Origin of the sequence: Sphingobacterium psychroaquaticum (genome assembly GCF_004421025.1) — a bacterium.
Lineage (GTDB): Bacteria > Bacteroidota > Bacteroidia > Sphingobacteriales > Sphingobacteriaceae > Sphingobacterium > Sphingobacterium psychroaquaticum.
The window spans coordinates 4,278,719-4,299,527 of the sequence record NZ_CP038029.1 but is presented as its reverse complement, the minus strand read 5'-3'; the positions used below and the strand labels follow the sequence as shown (position 1 = coordinate 4,299,527).

Annotated in this window: 16 protein-coding genes; 9 read left to right on the top strand and 7 right to left on the bottom strand. The window is 42.7% G+C overall.

The annotated features are described in order from the left end of the window. The first annotated feature begins 118 nt into the window (after nucleotides 1-118). The 3 genes from E2P86_RS17635 (at nucleotide 119) to E2P86_RS17625 (ending at nucleotide 5,072) form a co-directional block, all read left to right on the top strand. Complete coding sequence (locus E2P86_RS17635) at nucleotides 119-2,473, top strand: TonB-dependent receptor domain-containing protein (RefSeq protein ID WP_134433903.1); 2,355 nt, start codon at nucleotides 119-121, stop codon at nucleotides 2,471-2,473. 244 nt (nucleotides 2,474-2,717) lie between these two features. Continuing rightward, nucleotides 2,718-3,284, top strand: a complete 567-nt coding sequence (locus tag E2P86_RS17630) for a hypothetical protein (protein WP_085473536.1) — start codon at nucleotides 2,718-2,720, stop codon at nucleotides 3,282-3,284. A gap of 240 nt (nucleotides 3,285-3,524) precedes the next feature. Beyond that, nucleotides 3,525-5,072, top strand: a complete 1,548-nt coding sequence (locus E2P86_RS17625) for a sulfatase (RefSeq protein ID WP_240775540.1) — start codon at nucleotides 3,525-3,527, stop codon at nucleotides 5,070-5,072. 61 nt (nucleotides 5,073-5,133) lie between these two features. Here the strand turns inward: E2P86_RS17625 and E2P86_RS17620 are convergent, their stop codons facing one another. From E2P86_RS17620 to E2P86_RS17590, 7 genes are all read right to left on the bottom strand, one after another. Beyond that, nucleotides 5,134-6,174: a linear amide C-N hydrolase gene (locus E2P86_RS17620; protein ID WP_085473539.1), complete on the bottom strand. Its 1,041-nt coding sequence runs from the start codon at nucleotides 6,172-6,174 to the stop codon at nucleotides 5,134-5,136. A gap of 140 nt (nucleotides 6,175-6,314) precedes the next feature. Then, nucleotides 6,315-7,847: a sulfatase family protein gene (locus tag E2P86_RS17615; RefSeq protein ID WP_134433902.1), complete on the bottom strand. Its 1,533-nt coding sequence runs from the start codon at nucleotides 7,845-7,847 to the stop codon at nucleotides 6,315-6,317. After that, nucleotides 7,844-8,227 carry a BACON domain-containing protein gene (locus E2P86_RS17610; protein ID WP_134433901.1) on the bottom strand — a complete coding sequence of 128 codons (384 nt, stop codon included), beginning with the start codon at nucleotides 8,225-8,227 and terminating at the stop codon, nucleotides 7,844-7,846. The genes E2P86_RS17615 and E2P86_RS17610 overlap by 4 nt, the downstream gene beginning before the upstream one ends. 11 nt (nucleotides 8,228-8,238) lie before the next feature. Next, on the bottom strand, nucleotides 8,239-10,068 hold the full coding sequence (locus tag E2P86_RS17605) for a RagB/SusD family nutrient uptake outer membrane protein (protein ID WP_134433900.1): 1,830 nt from the start codon (nucleotides 10,066-10,068) through the stop codon (nucleotides 8,239-8,241). 8 nt (nucleotides 10,069-10,076) lie between these two features. Beyond that, nucleotides 10,077-13,571: a SusC/RagA family TonB-linked outer membrane protein gene (locus tag E2P86_RS17600; protein ID WP_134433899.1), complete on the bottom strand. Its 3,495-nt coding sequence runs from the start codon at nucleotides 13,569-13,571 to the stop codon at nucleotides 10,077-10,079. A 129-nt stretch (nucleotides 13,572-13,700) separates the two neighbouring features. Then, nucleotides 13,701-14,774, bottom strand: coding sequence for a FecR family protein (locus E2P86_RS17595; RefSeq protein WP_159451851.1), 1,074 nt, complete (start codon nucleotides 14,772-14,774; stop codon nucleotides 13,701-13,703). Nucleotides 14,775-14,830: 56 nt separating this feature from the next. Then, the gene (locus tag E2P86_RS17590) at nucleotides 14,831-15,382 is read right to left on the bottom strand and encodes a sigma-70 family RNA polymerase sigma factor (RefSeq protein ID WP_085473544.1); all 552 of its coding nucleotides are present in this window, start codon (nucleotides 15,380-15,382) and stop codon (nucleotides 14,831-14,833) included. Nucleotides 15,383-15,641: 259 nt separating this feature from the next. Here E2P86_RS17590 and E2P86_RS18345 point away from each other — a divergent pair, with 259 nt between their 5' ends. The 6 genes from E2P86_RS18345 to E2P86_RS17565 all read left to right on the top strand — a co-directional run bounded on the left by E2P86_RS18345 (nucleotide 15,642) and on the right by E2P86_RS17565 (nucleotide 20,694). Then, nucleotides 15,642-15,773, top strand: coding sequence for a hypothetical protein (locus E2P86_RS18345; protein WP_262708588.1), 132 nt, complete (start codon nucleotides 15,642-15,644; stop codon nucleotides 15,771-15,773). A gap of 125 nt (nucleotides 15,774-15,898) precedes the next feature. After that, nucleotides 15,899-16,270: a DUF7674 family protein gene (locus tag E2P86_RS17585; RefSeq protein ID WP_085473546.1), complete on the top strand. Its 372-nt coding sequence runs from the start codon at nucleotides 15,899-15,901 to the stop codon at nucleotides 16,268-16,270. A 6-nt stretch (nucleotides 16,271-16,276) separates the two neighbouring features. Further along, on the top strand, nucleotides 16,277-16,354 hold the full coding sequence (locus E2P86_RS18415) for a potassium-transporting ATPase subunit F (protein WP_134434096.1): 78 nt from the start codon (nucleotides 16,277-16,279) through the stop codon (nucleotides 16,352-16,354). A gap of 18 nt (nucleotides 16,355-16,372) precedes the next feature. Further along, nucleotides 16,373-18,061: a potassium-transporting ATPase subunit KdpA gene (gene kdpA, locus E2P86_RS17575; RefSeq protein ID WP_134433898.1), complete on the top strand. Its 1,689-nt coding sequence runs from the start codon at nucleotides 16,373-16,375 to the stop codon at nucleotides 18,059-18,061. A 23-nt stretch (nucleotides 18,062-18,084) separates the two neighbouring features. Continuing rightward, nucleotides 18,085-20,094: a potassium-transporting ATPase subunit KdpB gene (gene kdpB, locus E2P86_RS17570; RefSeq protein WP_134433897.1), complete on the top strand. Its 2,010-nt coding sequence runs from the start codon at nucleotides 18,085-18,087 to the stop codon at nucleotides 20,092-20,094. 33 nt (nucleotides 20,095-20,127) lie between these two features. Beyond that, nucleotides 20,128-20,694, top strand: a complete 567-nt coding sequence (locus E2P86_RS17565; RefSeq protein WP_134433896.1) for a K(+)-transporting ATPase subunit C — start codon at nucleotides 20,128-20,130, stop codon at nucleotides 20,692-20,694. Nucleotides 20,695-20,809: the final 115 nt, after the last annotated feature.

The following is a 20,809-nucleotide window of genomic DNA, read 5'->3' as shown; positions in this document are numbered from 1 at the left end:
AATTTTCTAGGTACACTTTTTAAAAAGTGTACCTAGAAAATTACCGTAATAATTACTATTTAATTTACAATGCTTAAACTGGTTCTTCCCGTGGGGAGGGACATGGGAGACTATTATAATGAAATCAACCATACTATGCGTGTTATTTTCTTGTTCTGTGCTAGGGGCATTCGCGCAGGCCACTTTATCTGGTAAAGTGTTTGATGAGGGGGGCTTACCGATGAAAGGTGTTTCAATACGGTTGCTACAGCTACCTGATTCAACCTTAATGATGCAGACAACAGCGCTTGCGGATGGATCATTCGAGATGCGGGGACTTCAAAAGGGCGAATATCTTGTTCATTATAGTTCTGTGGGCTATGTTTCTATGTTCAGCAGACCTTATACATTAACGACCACGAGTCAAGCTGTGGTGCCGATTTTCTTGCAGCCAACAGAACAAGCCATAGAAACGGTAAAAGTTGTGGGGAAGCAGGCAAGTATTCGTCAATATGCAGATAAAATGGTGGTTGACGTGGAAGGAAGTGTATTGGCAGAGGGAAATAATGTGTTGGAGCTATTAGAAAAAACTCCTGGACTGGTCTCCGATGGTAAAGGGAATTTCTCTATTCAAGGTCGAGCAGGGGCAAACGTTCGTATAGATGGGCGTGATATGTATGTTTCGGGAGAGCAGTTAGCCAGTATTCTGCGTGGACTACAAGCTTCTGAGGTATCAAAACTTGAGCTGATGAGCAATCCATCGGCACGCGAGGATGCTTCAGGTACTGCTGGAATTATCAATATCGTAACGAAACGAAATACTAAAGTAGGTTTTGGTGGCGATGTTTCCTTACGGGGTAGTCAAGGTCGATCTTTCGATGGTGGTTTTGGCGGAGGACTGCATTATAAAGTCAATGGTTTGGATATGTATGTGCAAGGAAATGAAAATTATAGCCGGACGAACAGTTATAATCTGACAGAGCGGAGCTTTTATAGCCAAGGGAATTTGATGTCTTTTCAACGACAAGATGAAAAAAAGTATCTTGATAATGCGGTCTCTCACAGTGTTCGGGCTGGAGCGAAGTATGAGTTTGCAAATGGAGGAATATTGGACGGAAGTGTGCATTGGATGGAAGGTAAATATAAACCATATGCAACGATTGAAATGGATACATGGAACTACCCCAATCAGGTACATGCTAGCCGGGCAAAAAGTTTTAACAACTTTGATGAATCATACAAAAATTGGACATTTAATGTCAATTATGCTAATAAATACGAAGGAGAAGATCACTTTTTAAAATTCAATTTTGATTTTGCGCCACACGGTAATGATTATAATAATCGTTTTGAAACGGATGTTTTTGATCTTTTGAATAATACGGAAAAAGCAATAGGACGTACCAACGTACAGGACCTAAGTAATACGACGTATGCCGGTCGACTTGACTACAGTAGGCCATTAGCGAATGCCAATAAAATTGAGCTTGGCTGGAAAGGAACTTATTTTTTTATCAATAATGATGTGGTCAATACTGTGCTTGAGAACAAGCTTTGGGTCAAGGATATAGCTACTTCAAATCGTTTTCAATATACGCAACATATTGAAGCTGTGTACGCTATTTATTCAGGGAAGTATAAAAAAATTGAATATCAAGCAGGCTTGCGCGGCGAGTACACATTTATCAATGCGAATCAGGTAACATTAAATAAGAAAAATGATCAACGTTACTTTGATCTCTTTCCAAGCGGATCCTTGTTGTATAACCTGAATGAAAATCATATGTTGCGATCTTCATTTAGTAGTCGTATTGAGCGTCCGGGGGATCATGATATCAATGTTTTTCGTATTTATGAAGATGCATTTAGTTATTTCGAAGGAAATCCTGATTTGAAGCCAGAAAAGAGTTATATCACGGAAATAGGGCATGGTTTCAAAAATCGATTGTTCACTACATTGGGCATATCTTATGGAAAAGATATTATTAATTGGATCATGCGTCGAGGAGATCAAGTTGGAGAGAACCTTTCTAAACCTGAAAATATCGGACGTTATCTTAACTACAGCGCAAGCGTTATGTATAATCAAACGTTAACGAGATGGTGGACTGCTAGCCATTATGTGAATGCTTTTTACAATGATTATTCGGGAGAAATTGATCAGGTTAATTTAGATGCGAAAGGCTCTAGTTGGACCGCCAACAGTCGGCATACTTTACAGTTTAAATATGGGATACGATCGGAGATTTCTATGTATTATCGTTCGGGGGTGACGACGGGACCATCGCGAACAGATCAGCGCTATGGTTTAGATCTAGCAGCGGAAAAGAAAATGTTTGGCGATCGTGGAATGATTAAATTAGCCGTAAATGGATTGCTTCGCAATGCTAATCCACAGCTTACGAGTGAACACGGTGACCTAAAGATATTTTATTCAGATTTTCCTGATAATCGTAAGGTTTTATTATCTCTGAGTTATCGTTTTGGGAATTAATATGGATTGACTACCAAGCGATACGGCGATGTTTTCTTGTGTTAAACGTTGAAAACCAGCTTTAACGAAGCATAAAGACCTGTAGTTTCTTGCTTTCCATGGCCTGTATATTCATCCTAGCAGAGGTCTATTCAAAAAGCTATTCTAGATATGTAGAATGGCTTTTTTATATTTGCTTACTCTTTTAAAATGGGGAACTGTTCAAATGATGAAGGACCTCCTATTATAGACAAAACGAAAACCCATGAAGCAAAAATTTAAGAATTATACGATTCAGTTTATTAAAGAGATTATTCCTGTAATTGCGGGTATTCTTATCGCTCTTTTCATTGATAATTGGAACTCCCAAAGGAAAGATAAACTCTATATCGATCAAGTGTTTTCAACCATAGACAGTGAAATAAAGGAATCGAGAGAAGATATCATGGCAACGATACCCCAACAAGAATCGTTGATTGATTCATTGGACTTCTATTCAACCCATAAAGAGGTTACTATTCAGGATATTGTGATGCGGTCTAAAGGAATATTTATTCCTCGGATTAGAATTAATGCCTGGAAGGCTGTTTCCGGCAGTAAAATTGATTTAATTGACTATACGAGGGTCGCTTCACTATCCAATATTGAAGAATTGAAAGGAACATTAAGCGACAAAACTCAATTTTTAATGAGCTTTCTGTATACCAACATAAATGCAACCGATCATAACACCAAGCAGACCTTAAAAATGATCCTTTTAGATATTCTTCAAACCGAAAAAACGATAGAACAGAACATCAAACTATTCGAAAAGGAAAATGCTGATCAATAATGGATGACTGGCAGAGGGAATTTCCTCCTGGTTTTTGATATCACTGTCCGAAAACGGAAAGAGATCTCGTATTAAAGTTGTGGCATGTTCTAAATCTTGTAGAAGATGTAATCGCTCATCGCCCAGATAGTGTTTGTGTTTGATGGGGAAATATGTTACTTTGCCTAAAGTAATATTGATAAACCTATTCCATTGTATAATCATTTCCCGACAAAGAGAACGGGTTAAAACGGAACTCGTATGAAACGAACAAAAAGAACGTGTAGCGTAAGTTTACTGCTGGGTGCTCTGTTTATGGCACTCTCTGTTTCCGGACAGAAAAAGGATCGACCAAATATTATTGTATTTTTTGTAGACGATTTAGGTTGGCAGGATGTTTCTGTGCCTTTTTACAAAGAGGTTACACCGTTGAATAAAAAATTCAATACCCCCTTTTTGGAGAATTTAGCCAAAGAAGGGACGAAATTTACAGATGCGTATGCCACGCCCGTATGTACGCCTTCACGAGTGAGTATGCTAACGGGTTTGAATGCGGCACGCCATAAGGTAACAAACTGGACGCATCCTGTGGCGAATAGACCGACGGACAATCCCGACGACATGCTTACTCCACCAGAGTGGAATATAAATGGAATGAGCCCTATTCCAAACATCCCAAAAACTGTTTATGCCACACCCTTTCCACAGCTCCTGAAAGAAGCAGGTTATTTTACGATACATATTGGAAAAGCGCATTGGGGATCTGCAGGAACTCCCGCCGCAAGTCCGTTGAATCTTGGTTTTATGGTGAATGTTGCCGGACATTCCGCGGGACATCCACAGAGCTATTATGCGAAAGATAACTACGGAAATGTACCGGGTAGAGCTAGTCTTCAAGCGGTACCAGACTTGATGGAGTACCATGGTGGTGAGACTTTCCTTACGGAAGCGTTGACGCTTGAAGCCATTAAAGCAATCGCGGAACCAATAAGAAGGAAGGAGCCATTTTTTCTAAATTTCTCTAATTATGCGGTACATGTTCCGATCCAACCGGATCCTCGTTTTGTTCAGAAATATCTGGATCAAGGGATGGATCCTGTGGAGGCAGGTTATGCTTCTTTGGTCGAAGGATTTGATAAAAGTATAGGTGATGTCGTGCAATTCTTGAAGGATAAAGGCGTGTATGATAATACAGTTATTATCTTTCTAAGTGATAACGGTGGATTGAGCCTGCAACCGATGCGTACGGGACCAAATCATACGCAAAATTTACCGCTGCGAGCGGGCAAAGGGTCGATTTATGAGGGAGGAATCCGAATTCCATTACTGATTAAAAATGCGAACAGTCACCAAGCTCGGACCGTAGCTTCTCCTGTAATTATTGAAGACCTCTTCCCTACTATATTGGAGCTTGCTCAGGTGAAAAGCTATTCGACCGTACAACAGCAGATAGATGGTAAAAGTATCGTTCCGTTAATTGATGGACAAAGTGATAAGGCTTGGGATTCGAGGGCGTTGATTTGGCATATCCCCAATAAGTGGACGGTTCCTGACGGTCCGGGTATCAACTTCTTTTCGGCTGTTCGTCAAGGAGATTTTAAGCTTGTTTACGACATGAAAAAAGCGCGTCTTGAACTGTATGATCTTAAAAATGATATCGGCGAGACAACAGACCTGGCAGGGAAAAATCGGAAGAAGGTGAAAGAGCTGAGTGAGGTCTTGACCCAGAACTTAAAAAGGATGGAAGCGCAGTTCCCGTATGATAAGTCGGACGGACAACGAGTTCGATTTCCTAATGAGGTGAATTAGGAAATTGTCTTTTTAGAGGGAATCAGGGTGTTCTACATTTTGTAGAACACCCTGATTTCAGTTATATGCCTAAAAACTGAAATGGTTTTGTTGCGGCAAAGCTCGCATTTGCTAAACCATTGTAGGTCTTAAATCCGGTCAGATCGAGCTTCATGGCCTTTGCTCCTGCTGATAAGTCAAATTTTTCAAGATCGACCCAAAAGGTATTGGGTGTCAATACTGTTTCAAAATAATAAACTTTATTTTTCTGGTCAGCAACAGAACGCCAACGGGTGGAGGAGATATTTGGTTCGGTTTCCGAACTGATACCGAACGGCACCGAACAATTTCGGATAACACTAAATACACTCGCAACAGCCACTCGTGTGTCCTCGGTTTGTGGAATCGCATTAATATAGTATGATGCGCGTACAAAGCGATCTGCAGCACGGTTTGTGCCAGGGAGCATCACTGTTCCCGGAATCCCCTTCCAATAGTTATTAAGTGCGAGCTGTTCCTCAAAAACCGGAGAGTTTGTCATAACGGTATAGGAAGGGCTGTGGTGAATGATCAGTTTGCCGTTGATATATTCCATGATGGCGTTATCTCCGCTTGCATCAGAGATTGATAAATGAAGCGTAGTGAATTTTGTCGTGCCTGGAACGTAATCACTGACGACGGCAAAAGATTCTTTACGGAGGTCGTTTACGGCTTCTTCTACAGTAGCGTAATTGTCAAGGACATACTGTGCCCATGCCGAGATAGAAAGACCTTTTCTGTTACCATTCGGGTCGAATTTAGGATATGTAGATTCCACCAGCCAAAGTACATTGGCGACCAAGCCACGCTCGTTCATTCCATCTGTCGTTGCGATATCCCAAGCGCTAGCAATCACTGAACCATACTTAGATTTCCACTTGATAGATTGAGGACCAACCTCTCCACTCCGCTCGATCCCTTTGGGGAAAACCCAAATATTGGCTGCGATTTCATCTTTCCAATCCATACTCCGTGCCGTGATAATGTTGCCATTAGGCCCTTTGTAAACAACACGGGTACAAGCGATTGCCTTTACACTAAACAAAAGGAATAATCCTACTAGAAAATGGGATAAAACTCTCATAAAACAATAATTTGTGAATATTTATTTTAACTGTATTGTGGTACAAAGGTAGACCTTCGAGCTACACAAAAAAAGCGAAAGTGAGGCCGTCTTAACCGATTAACAATTAAATCACAATTCGGTTTGCTTACTACGTTTTATTATTTATCAATATTTGTATTAAAGATTGTTTCCGCTTCGGTATCGTCAAACAAGTGAATCTGTTTGGCCAGCTTCTTTTTCATTTGCTTCACCACTCTCTGATACGCCGGATCTGCATAGCAGTTGCGAAGTTCAGCAGGATCCTTTTGTAGATCAAAAAGCTCCCAGCTTTCCACACGCTTGTAGTATCGAATCAGCTTGTAGCGATCATCACGAACACCAAAGTGCGGACTCACAGCATGTTCGCCATTTTCAAAGTAATGGTAAAACAAATCTTTACGGTGTTCCTGCTTTGGTTTTTGGAGTATATGGACAAAGGACTCTCCCTGCATTGCGGCAGGTTTCTTAACGGACGCAAGCTCCAAAAGCGTTGGTGCTATATCTGCATTCACCACTTTCGCGTTGAGCTCCGTGTGCGGTTTAATAAGTGGGGGGTAACGCATAACCATTGGCGTACGGAAAGACTCCTCATACATCCAGCGCTTATCGAACCAGCCATGCTCGCCCATATAGAAGCCTTGATCTGACAGATAGATAACAATAGTATTATCCGTTAGCTGGCGTTGGTCGACATAATCCAACACTTTACCAATATTACGATCCATGGACTCTGCTGTATTGAGATAATCAATCATATAGCGATTGAACTTCCACTCAGCAAGTGCTTTTCCGGTAAGGTTAGCATTTTCTAGTTGTTCATAAATCGGGCGATAGTAAGCGATATAGCTGTCTTTTTGTGCTTGTGACATCCGTTTGAAGTTGCCGTCTTTCATCATATCCTCTACTGATTTGAACATCTTCAGGTCGTAGCCCATCTGCATATCCTTGTCGATAGACATTTCTTGTAATGCCGCTGCTTTGCGTGTACTATAATCATCGTTGAATGTTTCGGGAAGAGGAAAGTTAAGGGTATCATAGCGACCAAAATCTTTTGGATCAGGCATCCATGTGCGATGCGTCGCTTTATGTCCAATAACCAGGCAGAATGGTTTGTTCTGGTCTAAGGTATCCAACCAGTTTAGCGCTTTCTCGGTGACGATATCGGACACATAACCCTCGTTGCGATGGCGGCCTTCTTTACTGATGAAATCAGGATTAAAATACGTTCCTTGACCTACTAGAATGTCGTAGTAATTGAACCCTTGTAGTTTATCACCCAAGTGTATTTTTCCTACCCAAGCGGTGTTGTACCCGACCTGTTGCAGCTGTTTTACAAATAGATCCTGACTGAAATCAAATTCTGATGTTTCATTGTCCTTAAAGCCATTTTTATGACTGTATTTCCCCGTCAGCAAGGTGGCGCGGGCTGGCCCGCAGATGGAATTGTTGACGAATGTGTTTTTAAACAAAGCGCCTTCGTTTGCAATACGATCGATATTGGGCGTTTTGCCGTGCTTCGAACCGTATGCACCAATAGTTTGGTAAGCGTGGTCGTCAGAAATAATGATGATGATATTGGGTTGCCGTTGGGCATGTGTGCGGATACTTATCGCACACATGATCAGAAGCAGGGAAATAAACGATTTCCTCATAATGCTTTTTGTTTAAAATTAATAGTTACCTCTTCGCTTGATGTAGAATTGATTTTAACCCATCCTGTTCGCTGGAGGCCAGTATCATTTGCTTTGATACTCAATTTCTGCGTAACGGTGCCCGAGCCATACCTCCGCTCAACGCTGTACCACTGTACATTATCAGGCAGGGTAATCCACCAGCCATTGGTGCTTCCTTCGATCGTCAGCGTAAAGGTTCCAGCACCTTTTTCTATTTCATTCGTGATGGTACTACTCACCTGAAACGGTCCAGGTATAGGTTTGGCGGGCAGGTTTTCTTTTTTACAGCTACTAAATGTAATTAAAAAGCAGAGGATGAGAAAACCGTAATTTCTTTTTTCTAATAATAATGTCTTCATAATTGTCAATGTTACCAGTTCGGGTTTTGTTTCCATTTTCCATTTGTGAGTTCGATCATCCTTTGCTGGATAGGTAGTAAATAGTCTCGGTCTGTGCGAAAACGATATCCATTTGGAAGCACACTTTTGTATGGGTCCATGTAGCGTGTTGCATCTCCCGGGTTTCCTGTTAAATAGAAATTAATGCTTTTACCTGTTGGTGCCGTATCATAATAGAGGAGATTATCTTTGTAGAATCCTGTTGTTGTGTTTTCTTGCACAATATTGCTCCCCGTAAATAAAATACCTAAAGGACGTTTGCCTACAATAAGTTGATCTGCAGCAGCCCAACGGAAGATATCCTGTAAACGAGTGCCTTCTGCAACCATTTCTACACGACGCTCACGGCGCACGGCTTGGATATACTTGCTCAATGTAGAGAAAGGATATTCCACGGAGGCGTTGTATTCTCGATCGAAATCCATATCAGGCATATTGATACGAGCGCGCAGTGGACGGAGGGCTTCAATGATTTTAGTCGGGTCTTCCTGAAGCTCAGCAAGTGCTTCCGCATAGTTGAGCAATACCTCTGCATATCGGAAGTAGATAACAGGAGCTGCACTCATCCCGTCATCTGTGGTGGCAGCCATATTCGTGTATTCTACATATTTGTAAAGGGGATATCCTGTTGTAGAACGATTAAAACCACTTTGGTTGATGGGTGGAAAGTTTGCGGCAACTGCATCTGGGCGAAGTGGTGCCTGCGGTAAGACGGCCGTTTGTGCTAAACGAGGGTCGCGAACGCTCGGTCGCATGTCTTGACCATAGATTTTTTGAATCTCCGTTTGTAAAGCGCCAGTAAAAGGCTTTCCATCGTATGTCAAGTAGTCCCCAACCAAGCTCTGCGTTAAGCCAATATCTCCACCGCCAGTGGACAGATACTTAGAGACACCGTGACCGATGTTTTCAGCCGGATTATGCTTACGGTAAAGCATCACCTCTCCATTGTTGGATAGGTCTGCTGTGTTGAACATGTTGCGGTAGTCGTCGTTGTATTTTCCCGTACTGTAAATACGCCAGCGATTTCCATCAATAATTTCCTTTGCCGCATCTCGTGCTTGGGTTAAGTAGCTTTTTATCTTATCTTCTGTTATCGTTGCGGTAAAGAAAGGCGTGTTCTTTAGCTTATGGTAACGCTGCCATGTACCTTCATATAAGGCGACTCGAGACTTGAGGGAAAGCGCGACATCGCGGTGCACCCGCATTGTACTGTTATTGGCCTGGACTTTTAGTAGGTTGATAGAGCGATCCAAATCGCTCAGTATGGAGTCCACAATAACCACACGGCTATCTCGCTCTAGATACGTCGACTCATCTTCTGAATTCAAGAGGGTGTTCACCCACGATACATCACCATATTTTTTGACGAGCGTAAAGTAATGCCAAGCCCTAAAAAAGTATGCTTCCCCGAGATATTGATTGATATCGGCTTGGTTGCCTTTTGCATGTACAGACTGTTTTATAAAGAAGTTTACCGACCGTATTTGCTTATACTCGTCAATAGCTGTGGCATTGGATACCGTCATTTGCCCATTGAGCCTGTTGTCGACCGTCGTGAAGATCATATTGTCGGTTTTCGCATCGTCAAAAGCAATTCCATTTCCGCCAGTAAAGGCCGGATGACTAGGTAATCCCTGATAAAACTGATTCAGATATAGGCGTAGCTCGTTGGTCGATGATAGACTTCCGCTCGTTGACAATTGGTCGAGCGGTTCGCGGTCAAGGAAACTACTGTCGCATCCATAAAAAAGGATGCTCAGGAGCCCTAATATAAAGTATGTAGGATTATTCTTATGTTTCATAACGGCAATTAGAAGTTAATATTAAGACCAAAGGAATAAACTTTACTCAATGGATATATCTTACCCATTCCAGAGCCCCCTTCAATCGTCTCGGGATCAAACATTTTTGCTAGTCGGCTGAACGTGAGTAAATTTTCGCCACTTACGAAGACGTTAATCCGTTCAAACTTCCACCGTTGCGTCAGTGCTTTTGGAAGGCTGTAGTTAATGGTTAGGTTTTTAAGGCGTAAATATGCCGCACTCTGTAGGTAACGTGTTGATGTAAGTTGCGTTTTATTGATGTATGAATTAATGGCGCCAGCAGGTGCGGCGTAAGGATTTGGATAGTAACCATCCGGATTGTTTTCCGAGAAATAATCTAAATGTTGATTAAAAACGGTTACCTGTGCAAGCGCTCCCGCTCCCCAGAAATAGGCGTCCGCAAAACCGGGACTGTAGTCTCTTTTACCAATTCCTTGCCACAGCATATTTAATGATAGATCCTTCCAGCTCAAACCTCCTGAAAAGCTGTAGCTGTAACGAGGTGTGCTATTGCCGATAATCGACAAATCACCCATATCACCTATACGGTTGTTACCATTATTGATTTTGCCGTCTTCATTGGTGTCTAGGTACATGAGGTCACCAGGAATCCAGTCACGCGCTGAAATAAATGAACGATCCAGTTTGTTGTAAACATCTGCCTCAGCTTTGGTCCGGATAAGTTGGTTCGCTTGGTACCCCCAAATCTCGCCCGCGGTACGGCCTTCGTACCATTGGCTAGCCGGGTTAAATTTTGTTGGATTCTGGTATTTGGTAACGACCGATACGTAATCGTTTAATATTAAACCTAAATTGTAGCCCCAATCGTCATTAATCTTATCGCGCCATTTGATATTTAACTCCCAACCGCGGGTGCGTAAATCGGCATTATTACTCCTTGCTGGGGTGGTTCCAAAAAGGTCGGCAACATCCTTAGAAGGACCAAGCATATCTTTCGTATTCCGTTGGTATAGGTCTACTGTTCCTGTTAATCGGTAGTTTAGGAACGTAAAATCTAGACCCGCGTTCGCGCTTCTTACTTTCTCCCAGGTTATTAAAGGATTGAAAGCTCCCGGTGCATTGATGTAGCTCTCTCGTCCATTCTGAAAATAGTAGGAACCTCCGCTACCATTTGCTCCAGGGACAACGATGCTCATATTTTCCGAATAAGCGTACAGTCCGGCACCAGCTTGGTTCCCGAGCGAACCGTATGAACCTCTGATTTTCAACTGATCGATCCAGCCTACTTTATTCTTGATAAAGGACTCTTCGCTCATGTTGTAAGCTGCTGATATAGATGGAAAGAAGCCCCATCTGTTTCCGCGGGCAAAGCGAGAAGATCCGTCGTATCGACCATTGATCTCTAATAAATATTTCTGATTGAAGTTGTAGTTTACACGAGCAAAAACACCTCGGGTAGCCCAGTGGTTTCTCGCTTCGTTACTCGTTTTGGTACCGGTCGAAAGATTGATCCCAGGACGGTCGAAACTTATTAAGTCTATGGACGAAGAGTACAGCTGTTTAAAGGTATTTAACTCCTGCTGAAAACCAGCCGTGAGGTCAAAATTATGCTTGCCAGCGGCTACTTTGTAGTTGGTGTATATGTTGGGTGTGAGGTAGTTATTATTGTTCATCATGCGTTCGTAGCTACCGCCGAGTGGGATGTTGTATTCCGAACGATTTACTAAATAAGTCGTGCCATCAATACCATAGATTGTGCCGGGAAGTTTTAGTATTTCGTTCGCACTATTGTCTAGACGATAGTTTAGATCGGCAAAGATCTTCCAATTTTTGAGAGGAGATATTTCCAGTCCGCCGAGTAGGGCCAATGTGTTGTCCGTCAGGTTGTCTTTTGAGCCAGATTGTAGATAAGGAACCATGGATTGTTCGGTCCAGTTTCCGTAAAAATCGTAGGGGGAGACATTGGGGCGCATCCGTGCCAGATTGTGAAAGAACATGCCTTCAAAACCAGCCAGCGGACTTTGGTTGTTGCTTCTTGTATATTTTACATTTGCTTTTACCTTTAGCCAAGAGGTTAAGCTCGACTGAATGGAACTATTGAAGTTATAACGTTTGTAGTTGATGTCGGCGTAACGTAAAATCCCGTCTTCATCATAGAAACCACCTGAAACATAAAACTGCGTTCCAGCGTTTCCGCCACTCATGCTGACGTTATAGTTCTGACGGAGCGCCGTAGGCTTGTAGTGTAGGTCAAACCAATTGGTATTGGCAACGCCATTGGCACTATTTTCCCAACTTGCATAGTTATTGGTATTGACTTCAGGAAAGATGGAGACACTGGTCGGATCATTGATGTATTGTTGGAGTAGAGCGATCTTGTCCTCGGAATACTGTTTTGTGCCCAGTGCATTAAACGTTGCAGCATTGAAGAAATTAGCAAAGTCTACCGAATTGACCATTTCTGGCAATTTTACTGGAGAGGTCAAGCCTGTGTTACTACTTACGTTGATCGTTTTTTTGCCCGCAGCACCTTTTTTGGTGGTCACCAAAATTACGCCATAAGCGGCGCGTGATCCATATATAGCCGAGGCCGATGCATCTTTTAGAACGGAGATATTCTCAATATCACTCGCGTTGACATCCGCCAGTGACATCTCCATGCCGTCTACTAATACGTATGGCCCGTCTGTACCGCTAAGATTTCCCATACCACGTACGTTGAGGTTAAAGCTTTGTCCAGGTTTGGTATTGCCTCCAACATTAACATTAAGGCCAGGGACAACGCCCTGTAGACTTTGTGTCGCATTGACGACAGGTCTGTTTTCGAGCTCTTTTCCATTTATGGTGGAAACAGCTCCCGTTAAGTTGATACGTTTTTGTGCACCATAACCGACCACAACAACCTCCTCTAGATGTGCCAGATCTTCTTTGAGTTGGATTTGTACAGCCGTTGTGCTAAATGGAATTTCTTGCGTAATAAAACCAATACTACTGATCTGTATCATACTTTGTTGGTTTTTTACGGGAAGGGAAAACTCACCGTTATCATTTGTGAGCGTACCTTTATCGGATCCTTTTTCCTTAATCGATACACCAGGTAGCGGTTCTCCTTTACTATTTACAACCTTTCCTGTGCTGGTTAATTCCTGGTTGTCTATTTGAGAAAGGATAACGCGTCCACCTTGGATCTGTTGCATACGGAAACCTGTTGTGGCTAAAATGGGCGCTAACAGCTGTTTCCATGGTTTATTGTATGCATTTATCTCCTCGATTACAACCTTATCAACCTGTTTGTCGCTATAAATAAACCGCAGGTCTGTTTGTTTCTCGATAAGCTGGATGAGATTTTTGAACTTGATGTTTTTGTTTTTTAATGTTACATTTCCTTGTGCTAAGCTTGTTATAGCGTAACTATTGTAGCAGAAAGCGACAATAAGCAGCAATGTAAATTTTACCATGAGGATCCACTTTAGGCAATAAAGAATAGGCACATGACTTCCAGCATGTGGGTTTTTTTTCATAACTTTAGAATTAGAGGTAAATAATGTAGCACAACACTTTCCTAGGGCTTTGTGCTTGTTAGTTCGTCTTTTGGGTATATCTGTTGGTATACCCTTTTTTTGTAGTCTTTTAGTTCATAAATGATTGTTTTAGTAAATTATTATACTGTCTTGTTTCTCTTTAAATTTCAGCGGAATACCTGTTTGAATAAGTATATTCAAGATATCGCGACAATTTTTTTCTTCAAAAACACCAGAAAATGGCTCGCTACGGAGGTTGTCATTTTCAATAATGATGGTTTTATTATACCATCTTTCCATCTTTTTAGCGATTATTTCCAGCGGGTCGTTTTGAAAGACAAGTTTATTTTTTGTCCAGAGTAGATCGAGCCCATCCCCTTTATCGGTCTGTATCTTTTTGAAATCGATGGATACCTTGGGGTTGTCCGGGGCAGCATCAATTTGTTGTCGGTTGATGCGCATCGCATTGGTCATAATATTGGTAATCTCAATTTTTTCACCCGGCTTCATAATGAAGGATCGTGTTTTTCCACTGTCTTTCACCTTCAGGTTAACCTTTCCTTCAAAGAGGGCGGTTTCCATTTTTTGTTCTTCCGGATAGGCCCGTACATTAAATTGCGTACCCAGCACCTCAATGGTATTCCCATAAGCGTCTAACAAGAATGGCATCTCTTTATTTTTGGCAACGTTAAAATATGCTTCACCCGATAAATGAACATTTCTGTTCGTTATGCCATATTCCGCGTCATATTTCAACTGGCTCTCGCCATTCAGCCAAATCTCCGTACCATCCTTTAGGCGAAAAAACTTACGCTCACTTTTGGCACATGCGAGCGTAATGGTGGCGACTTGCTCTGAAGGGAGGTATTGATAGCTTATACCGGATATAACAAAGAACAGTGCTACCGCAGCAAGTGCAAGTAATTTCTTTTTGGTGTATTTCTTTTGGACTTTCTTTTCGTTTGACACGAGGTATCCGCTTTCGTTCGGTTGATATTTATCTTTTGATTTTTCAAAGACGGATTCTGCCGCAACGCTACTGGATACGCTAGGCTGTTTGCTTTTTGTAAGGTAAAGGTATAGGTCGATTTTATTTTCATCTTCCGCCATCAGATTATATAGCGACTCTTGCTCCGAGGGAGAAATGCTATTATCTAAAAACTTTTGAATCAATTGTAAAAAGTATTGATCTTCCGATGACATACTACTGCTTTTACAGATAAGACACATCAGAAAATTAAATCCCCCAATAGAAAAAATTATTTTTTTTCTTTCAAGAGGAAATACAGTTTTTTTAAGGCTAATTGGATGTGCCTGTCGACTGTTTTTGGAGAGATTCCCATACTCTCTCCTGCTTCTTTATAGGTTAGTTGATAATCTTTTACCAATAGGAAGGCTTCCTTGGTTTTGGGGGATAGTTGATTGATCGCTCCCTCTATTTCTTGCATCCTTTCATTTGATAACAAGAGTGTTTCTGGCGAAAGGTCATCAATGAGATTGTCTTTGTGACTAGATACGGGCTCATATTGAATGACTTTGTTTCTCAGCTGATTGAGGCAGCTGTTTTTTGTGGCTCGATAAAGGTAGGCGGAGATGGATTTGACTTCTATAAATCGGTCACCAAGGTTCCACGTTCTCCAGAGAACCTCTGAAGCAATATCTTCCGCTTGAAGATCGTCTCGAACAATAGAAAAAGCGTAATCCTTAAGAACCACAAAATTGCGGAGAAAGAACTGTTTAAATACATGTTCATCCCGCCCTATTGCGATCATAAGCTTTTGCTCATCCGTTAATTCTTGAATCTCTTGCATGCTTTTGGTTTTGAATCAGGTCGCTCTAAGTTAAGGAAATCATTTAAGGATTTGGCGTAAATATTTGTCTGATCTAGATCTTCATTTTCTGCTTAACCCTATCATTATGGGAATGAAACCCTATCATTTTGATAGGGTTGAAGAATTTTACATTTTTCAAAAACATCGTATCGCGCTATAGATGAGTCTGTTGCTTGTTATTCTTGTTCGTTGGAACATTCTTTGGCACAAGGGGAATAGTATGCAAAGACAAGCAAATATGAAAATTAAAAAAAGCGGGAAGGCTCCGCCGGCTAAAAGTAAGCTTCATCCCTCGATAGCACAGTTAATTATTGGCGCGCTACGGACAGGGAAAGTAAATGTAATCGCAACAGATAAATTTCATCCGTAAAAAAAGAAACATGTTAACAGCATTAATGATAATCATCGGTCTAGCCATATTCTGGCTGTTTTATAAGATGATTTCCTTCTTCGGCAAGATTTAAAAGAAGTAAGAAACTAGTGAATAATAGAAATATGAAAAAGTTGAATCAATATCGGGCGGGCTTATTTATGGTTCTTCACTATCGAGAGATTCGGTCTGAGATCCGCCCCCTTATGCGGAAGCACAATTTTGCAGGCGTATTGCAGGCTATTGTAAACCACCTGCGAACGCTTCGGGAAGAAGGAAATATAGATAAAATATGTCGGCACATTCGTTTTTTAGGCCGCATCTATGCGCGGGGTAATCACTATGTAAAGTATATTCTTGAAAACCTATTTATTCGGTCGTTGCGTGGTCTTGAACGGACCAGCACCAACACCGAGTGGGGAACGATACAACAGCATCTCCCATTGATGTTTTTAAGCATCTACGCCGAACAGAAAAAAGGACACGTAATAATTTAATTGGCTATGGCAGCTTTATTTATAGTAGCACTATTGGTTTTTGGATACATCTGTTATGTCCTCCTAAAACCCGAAAAATTTTAAAGAAACTAATTAATACTTATGAATACAGAGATTTTAGGAATCATAGCCATGTTCGTTGTGACATTGCTATTGGGCCTACCCCTTGGAAAGTACATAGCGAAAGTCTATGGCGGGGAGAAAACATGGATGGATCCGATATGGGGACCGATAGAGCGGTTTATCTATAAAATATCGGGCGTTGATTCGAGCAAAGAGATGACCTGGAAGGAACATTTAACGGCATTGCTGACAATAAATTTGGTTTGGTTTTTATTGAGCATGGCGGTACTGATGAATATGGAGGCACTGCCGCTCAATCCGGATGGCAACCCGAATATGTCCGCAGATTTAGCTTTTAATACCAGTATCTCCTTTCTCGTGAACTGTAACCTGCAGCACTATTCTGGTGAAACAGGGATTAGTTATTTCGGTCAGATGTGGCTGATGTTTTTGCAGTTTGTGACAGCCGGGATTGGGATGGCTGCGGCGGTGGTAATTTTTAGAGCATTTCGGGATAAAACAACCACGCAGCTCGGAAACTTCTATGATTTCTTCTTGAAATCTTGTACACGGATTCTTCTGCCGATCTCCATCGTTGTGGCTTCTATACTCGTGTTTCAGGGTATGCCAATGACGTTTGAAGGAAAAGACACGATGATCAATATGCAAGGTGATACGGTGGAGGTAAGCCGTGGTCCGGTTGCCGCTTTTGTGCCGATCAAACACGTCGGGACCAATGGTGGCGGCTTCTTTGGTGCGAATGGCGCACATCCTTTGGAGAATCCGACATACCTGACTAATATGGTGGAGATGGTTGCACAATTTATCATTCCAATGGCCATGATTTTTGCCTTTGGTTTCTTTATCAAAAGGCGGAAGTTCGCTTGGATGATGTTTGGCGTGATGACGGTCGGTTTTTTGATCCTTGTGATTCCCAATGTGAAGATGGAGATGGCGGGTAATCCGGCGATTACGGAGATGGGAATCGACAACTCTTTGGGAGCAATGGAGGGGAAAGAAATTCGGATTGGGGCTGCCGCTTCAGGCTTTTGGAGTATTGTGACGACGATGATATCGACGGGGTCGATCAACTCCATGCATGATAGTTATATGCCTTTATCGGGAATGAATGAGCTGATTGCCATGATGGTGAATGCGTTCTATGGCGGTGTTGGTGCAGGTATTCTCAATTTCTTCATCTTCGTTATCCTCGCGGTCTTTATAAGTGGATTAATGGTGGGAAGAACCCCAGAATTCATGGGCAAAAAGATTGAAGCGCGGGAGATGAAGATTGCGATGATGGTTGCCCTGGCACACCCGTTCTTGATTTTGGTGGGAACAGCGTTGGCAACTGCTTTTCCGACACAAGGAGCTGCGACCCTGAACAATCCTGGCTTCCACGGATTTAGTGAGATTCTTTACGAGTACACCTCTTCGGCCGCCAATAACGGTAGCGGCTTTGAGGGACTGGGAGATAATACGCTTTGGTGGAATATCTCGACCGGTATTATTTTACTCTTAGGGCGTTTTATTCCGATTATCGGGCCTATAGCTATTGCCGGTTTGCTGGCTGAAAAGAAATTTATTCCCGAAGGGGAAGGCACTTTGCGTACTGATACGAGCACGTTTGGCCTGATGGTGTTCGCTGTTATAGCGATTATCGCTGCATTGGCCTTTTTCCCTGCTTTGGCACTTGGGCCAATTGCGGAATATTTCTCTATGTCTTAATTATATACTGTAGAATTCTAGAAATGAGCAATCAACAATCATTGTTTCAAAAGGAGCTTATGCAACAAGCATTGAAGCAGTCTTTTGTGAAACTGAATCCAAAAATAATGTTTCGTAACCCGGTGATGTTTACCGTTGAGATCGGAACTTTTGTAATGGCGATCGTGTGTATTTGGGTCTTAATGGGTGAGACCGCACAGGGAAGTTTTGGGTATAACTTCACGGTTTTCCTTATCCTATTTCTTACGCTGCTCTTTGCCAATTTTGCGGAAGCAATCGCCGAAGCAAGAGGTAAGGCGCAGGCCGATAGTTTACGTAAAACGAGGGAGGAAACACCGGCTAAGCTAAAAAATGGGCAGACGATATCTTCGGCCCAGCTGAAGAAAGGTGATGTCTTTATCTGCGAAGCGGGGGATGTAATTCCTTCTGACGGCGAAATTATTGAGGGGTTGGCGACGATCGACGAAAGTGCGATTACGGGGGAATCAGCGCCTGTAATCCGCGAAGCAGGTGGAGATAAAAGCTCGGTAACAGGTGGTACAAAAGTGCTGTCCGACCGGATTATCGTGGAGGTGACGACGCAGCCAGGAGAGAGTTTTCTGGATAAGATGATCGCCTTAGTAGAGGGGGCTAGTCGGCAGAAAACGCCAAATGAAATTGCACTGACGATTTTATTGGCTGGTTTTACACTGGTGTTTATTATTGTGACGGTTACTTTAAAACCATTTGCTGATTACGCTAATGTGGGTATTACTATTGCTTCTTTTATTTCGCTTTTTGTGTGTTTGATTCCGACCACCATCGGGGGATTGCTTTCAGCGATTGGTATCGCGGGGATGGACCGCGCTTTACGGGCGAATGTGATTACCAAAAGTGGTAAGGCCGTGGAAACGGCCGGTGATATTGATGTGTTGTTGCTGGATAAAACAGGTACGATAACAATCGGAAACCGAAAGGCGACACATTTTTATGCGGCGCCGGGTGTTGCGGATGAGGTGTTGGTGCGTGCCGCGGTATTGAGCTCGATGTCGGACGAAACACCGGAGGGAAAATCTATTATTGAGTTGGCGGCCGTTAATCCGGTGACGTATGGTGTTTCTAAGCCGACCTTTGTGAAATTTACGGCAGAGACGCGAAGTTCAGGTATTGATTTTGGGAACACGCGGATACGTAAGGGCGCTACAGATGCGATCCGCAGCGTGGTAACACAAGCTGGAAATGCATTTCCAGCTGAGGTGGAAGAGCGGGTGCGTGCGATTTCACAGAATGGAGGAACGCCTTTGGTGGTTTCCGAAAATGAACGTGCGCTAGGTGTTATTGAGCTGCAAGACGTCATTAAGCCGGGGATCCAAGAGCGTTTCGAGCGTTTGCGAAAAATGGGAATTAAAACGGTGATGGTGACAGGAGATAATCCATTGACGGCGAAATATATTGCTGAAAAGGCTGGTGTGGATGATTTTATTGCGGAAGCAAAACCAGAAGATAAAATGCTGTATATCCGTCAGGAGCAGGCGAATGGCCGTTTGGTGGCGATGATGGGTGACGGTACGAATGATGCACCGGCATTGGCGCAGGCAGATGTGGGTGTCGCGATGAATAGTGGTACACAGGCGGCGAAAGAAGCAGGAAATATGGTGGATTTGGATAACGATCCGACCAAGCTTATTGAGGTTGTGGAAATTGGGAAGCAATTACTGATGACACGTGGAACATTGACGACTTTTAGTATCGCGAATGACGTAGCGAAATATTTTGCGATTATCCCTGCGCTATTTATTACAGCCATTCCGGCATTGCAGGGGCTTAATATTATGCGCTTAGAAAGTCCGCAGAGTGCGATCCTTTCTGCGGTGATATTCAATGCGATTATTATTCCGTTCCTGATTCCATTGGCGCTTAAAGGGGTGGCCTATAAGCCGATTGGTGCCAGTGCGCTGTTGCGACGCAACCTCTTGGTGTTTGGCGTAGGCGGTGTATTGATTCCATTTGTCGGTATCAAAGCCATAGACATGGTGGTGTCCTTGTTTTTATAGGTGCCGAGTAAAAGATTTAAAATTAGTATAGAGATGAAAACGAATGTATTAGCTGCAATAAAGATGACCGTTGTATTATTGGTTCTGTTGGCTGTTGCTTACCCAGCGTTGGTTTGGGCGATAGCAAAGATGAGTCCAAGTGGCGGTATGGGAGATACCCTTGAACATAAAGGAAAGAAGTATTATAAGAATATCGGACAATCTTTCACCGAGGATGGCTACTTCTGGTCCCGCCCCTCAGCGGTGGATTATAATGCTGCCGGATCGGCTGGTAGTAATAAAGGGCCTTCAAATGAAGAATACCTGGCAGAAGTGAAAACACGAATCGATACGTTTTTGATCCATAACCCCGATGTTCCTGAAGCGCATATTCCGGTAGAAATGGTGACTGCGAGCGGTAGTGGTCTCGATCCGGATATATCACCTCAAGGGGCTGCAGCACAGGTATCGCGAGTGGCGAAAGCGCGTGGTTTAGATGTGGAGCACGTACAGGCGCTGGTGAAAAAGCATACGCAGAAACCGTTATGGGGATTGTTCGGCCCCGAAAAAATCAATGTTTTGGAACTAAATATTGCATTGGACAAAGAAAGCAAGAACTAAGTGGTAACGTTTGCTGACCTGGCTGGCGCGAGCCTGTGGCTCGTGTCCTTGGCAGGTTCATCGGCATGACGTTTTGATACGCTGTCTTCAATGGAGATTTTCGTCAACACTTGCT

Bases quoted from the DNA above. Each gene is read 5' to 3' on its own strand.
- E2P86_RS17620 (WP_085473539.1), bottom strand. From the start codon at position 6,174: ATGAGAGTTTTATCCCATTTTCTAGTAGGATTATTCCTTTTGTTTAGT.
- kdpA (WP_134433898.1), top strand. From the start codon at position 16,373: ATGAATACAGAGATTTTAGGAATCATAGCCATGTTCGTTGTGACATTG.
- E2P86_RS17635 (WP_134433903.1), top strand. From the start codon at position 119: ATGAAATCAACCATACTATGCGTGTTATTTTCTTGTTCTGTGCTAGGG.
- E2P86_RS17595 (WP_159451851.1), bottom strand. From the start codon at position 14,774: ATGTCATCGGAAGATCAATACTTTTTACAATTGATTCAAAAGTTTTTA.
- E2P86_RS18415 (WP_134434096.1), top strand. From the start codon at position 16,277: ATGGCAGCTTTATTTATAGTAGCACTATTGGTTTTTGGATACATCTGT.
- E2P86_RS17600 (WP_134433899.1), bottom strand. From the start codon at position 13,571: ATGAAAAAAAACCCACATGCTGGAAGTCATGTGCCTATTCTTTATTGC.
- E2P86_RS17610 (WP_134433901.1), bottom strand. From the start codon at position 8,227: ATGAAGACATTATTATTAGAAAAAAGAAATTACGGTTTTCTCATCCTC.
- E2P86_RS17615 (WP_134433902.1), bottom strand. From the start codon at position 7,847: ATGAGGAAATCGTTTATTTCCCTGCTTCTGATCATGTGTGCGATAAGT.
- E2P86_RS17605 (WP_134433900.1), bottom strand. From the start codon at position 10,068: ATGAAACATAAGAATAATCCTACATACTTTATATTAGGGCTCCTGAGC.
- kdpB (WP_134433897.1), top strand. From the start codon at position 18,085: ATGAGCAATCAACAATCATTGTTTCAAAAGGAGCTTATGCAACAAGCA.
- E2P86_RS17585 (WP_085473546.1), top strand. From the start codon at position 15,899: ATGAAAAAGTTGAATCAATATCGGGCGGGCTTATTTATGGTTCTTCAC.
- E2P86_RS18345 (WP_262708588.1), top strand. From the start codon at position 15,642: ATGAAAATTAAAAAAAGCGGGAAGGCTCCGCCGGCTAAAAGTAAGCTT.
- E2P86_RS17630 (WP_085473536.1), top strand. From the start codon at position 2,718: ATGAAGCAAAAATTTAAGAATTATACGATTCAGTTTATTAAAGAGATT.
- E2P86_RS17565 (WP_134433896.1), top strand. From the start codon at position 20,128: ATGAAAACGAATGTATTAGCTGCAATAAAGATGACCGTTGTATTATTG.
- E2P86_RS17590 (WP_085473544.1), bottom strand. From the start codon at position 15,382: ATGCAAGAGATTCAAGAATTAACGGATGAGCAAAAGCTTATGATCGCA.
- E2P86_RS17625 (WP_240775540.1), top strand. From the start codon at position 3,525: ATGAAACGAACAAAAAGAACGTGTAGCGTAAGTTTACTGCTGGGTGCT.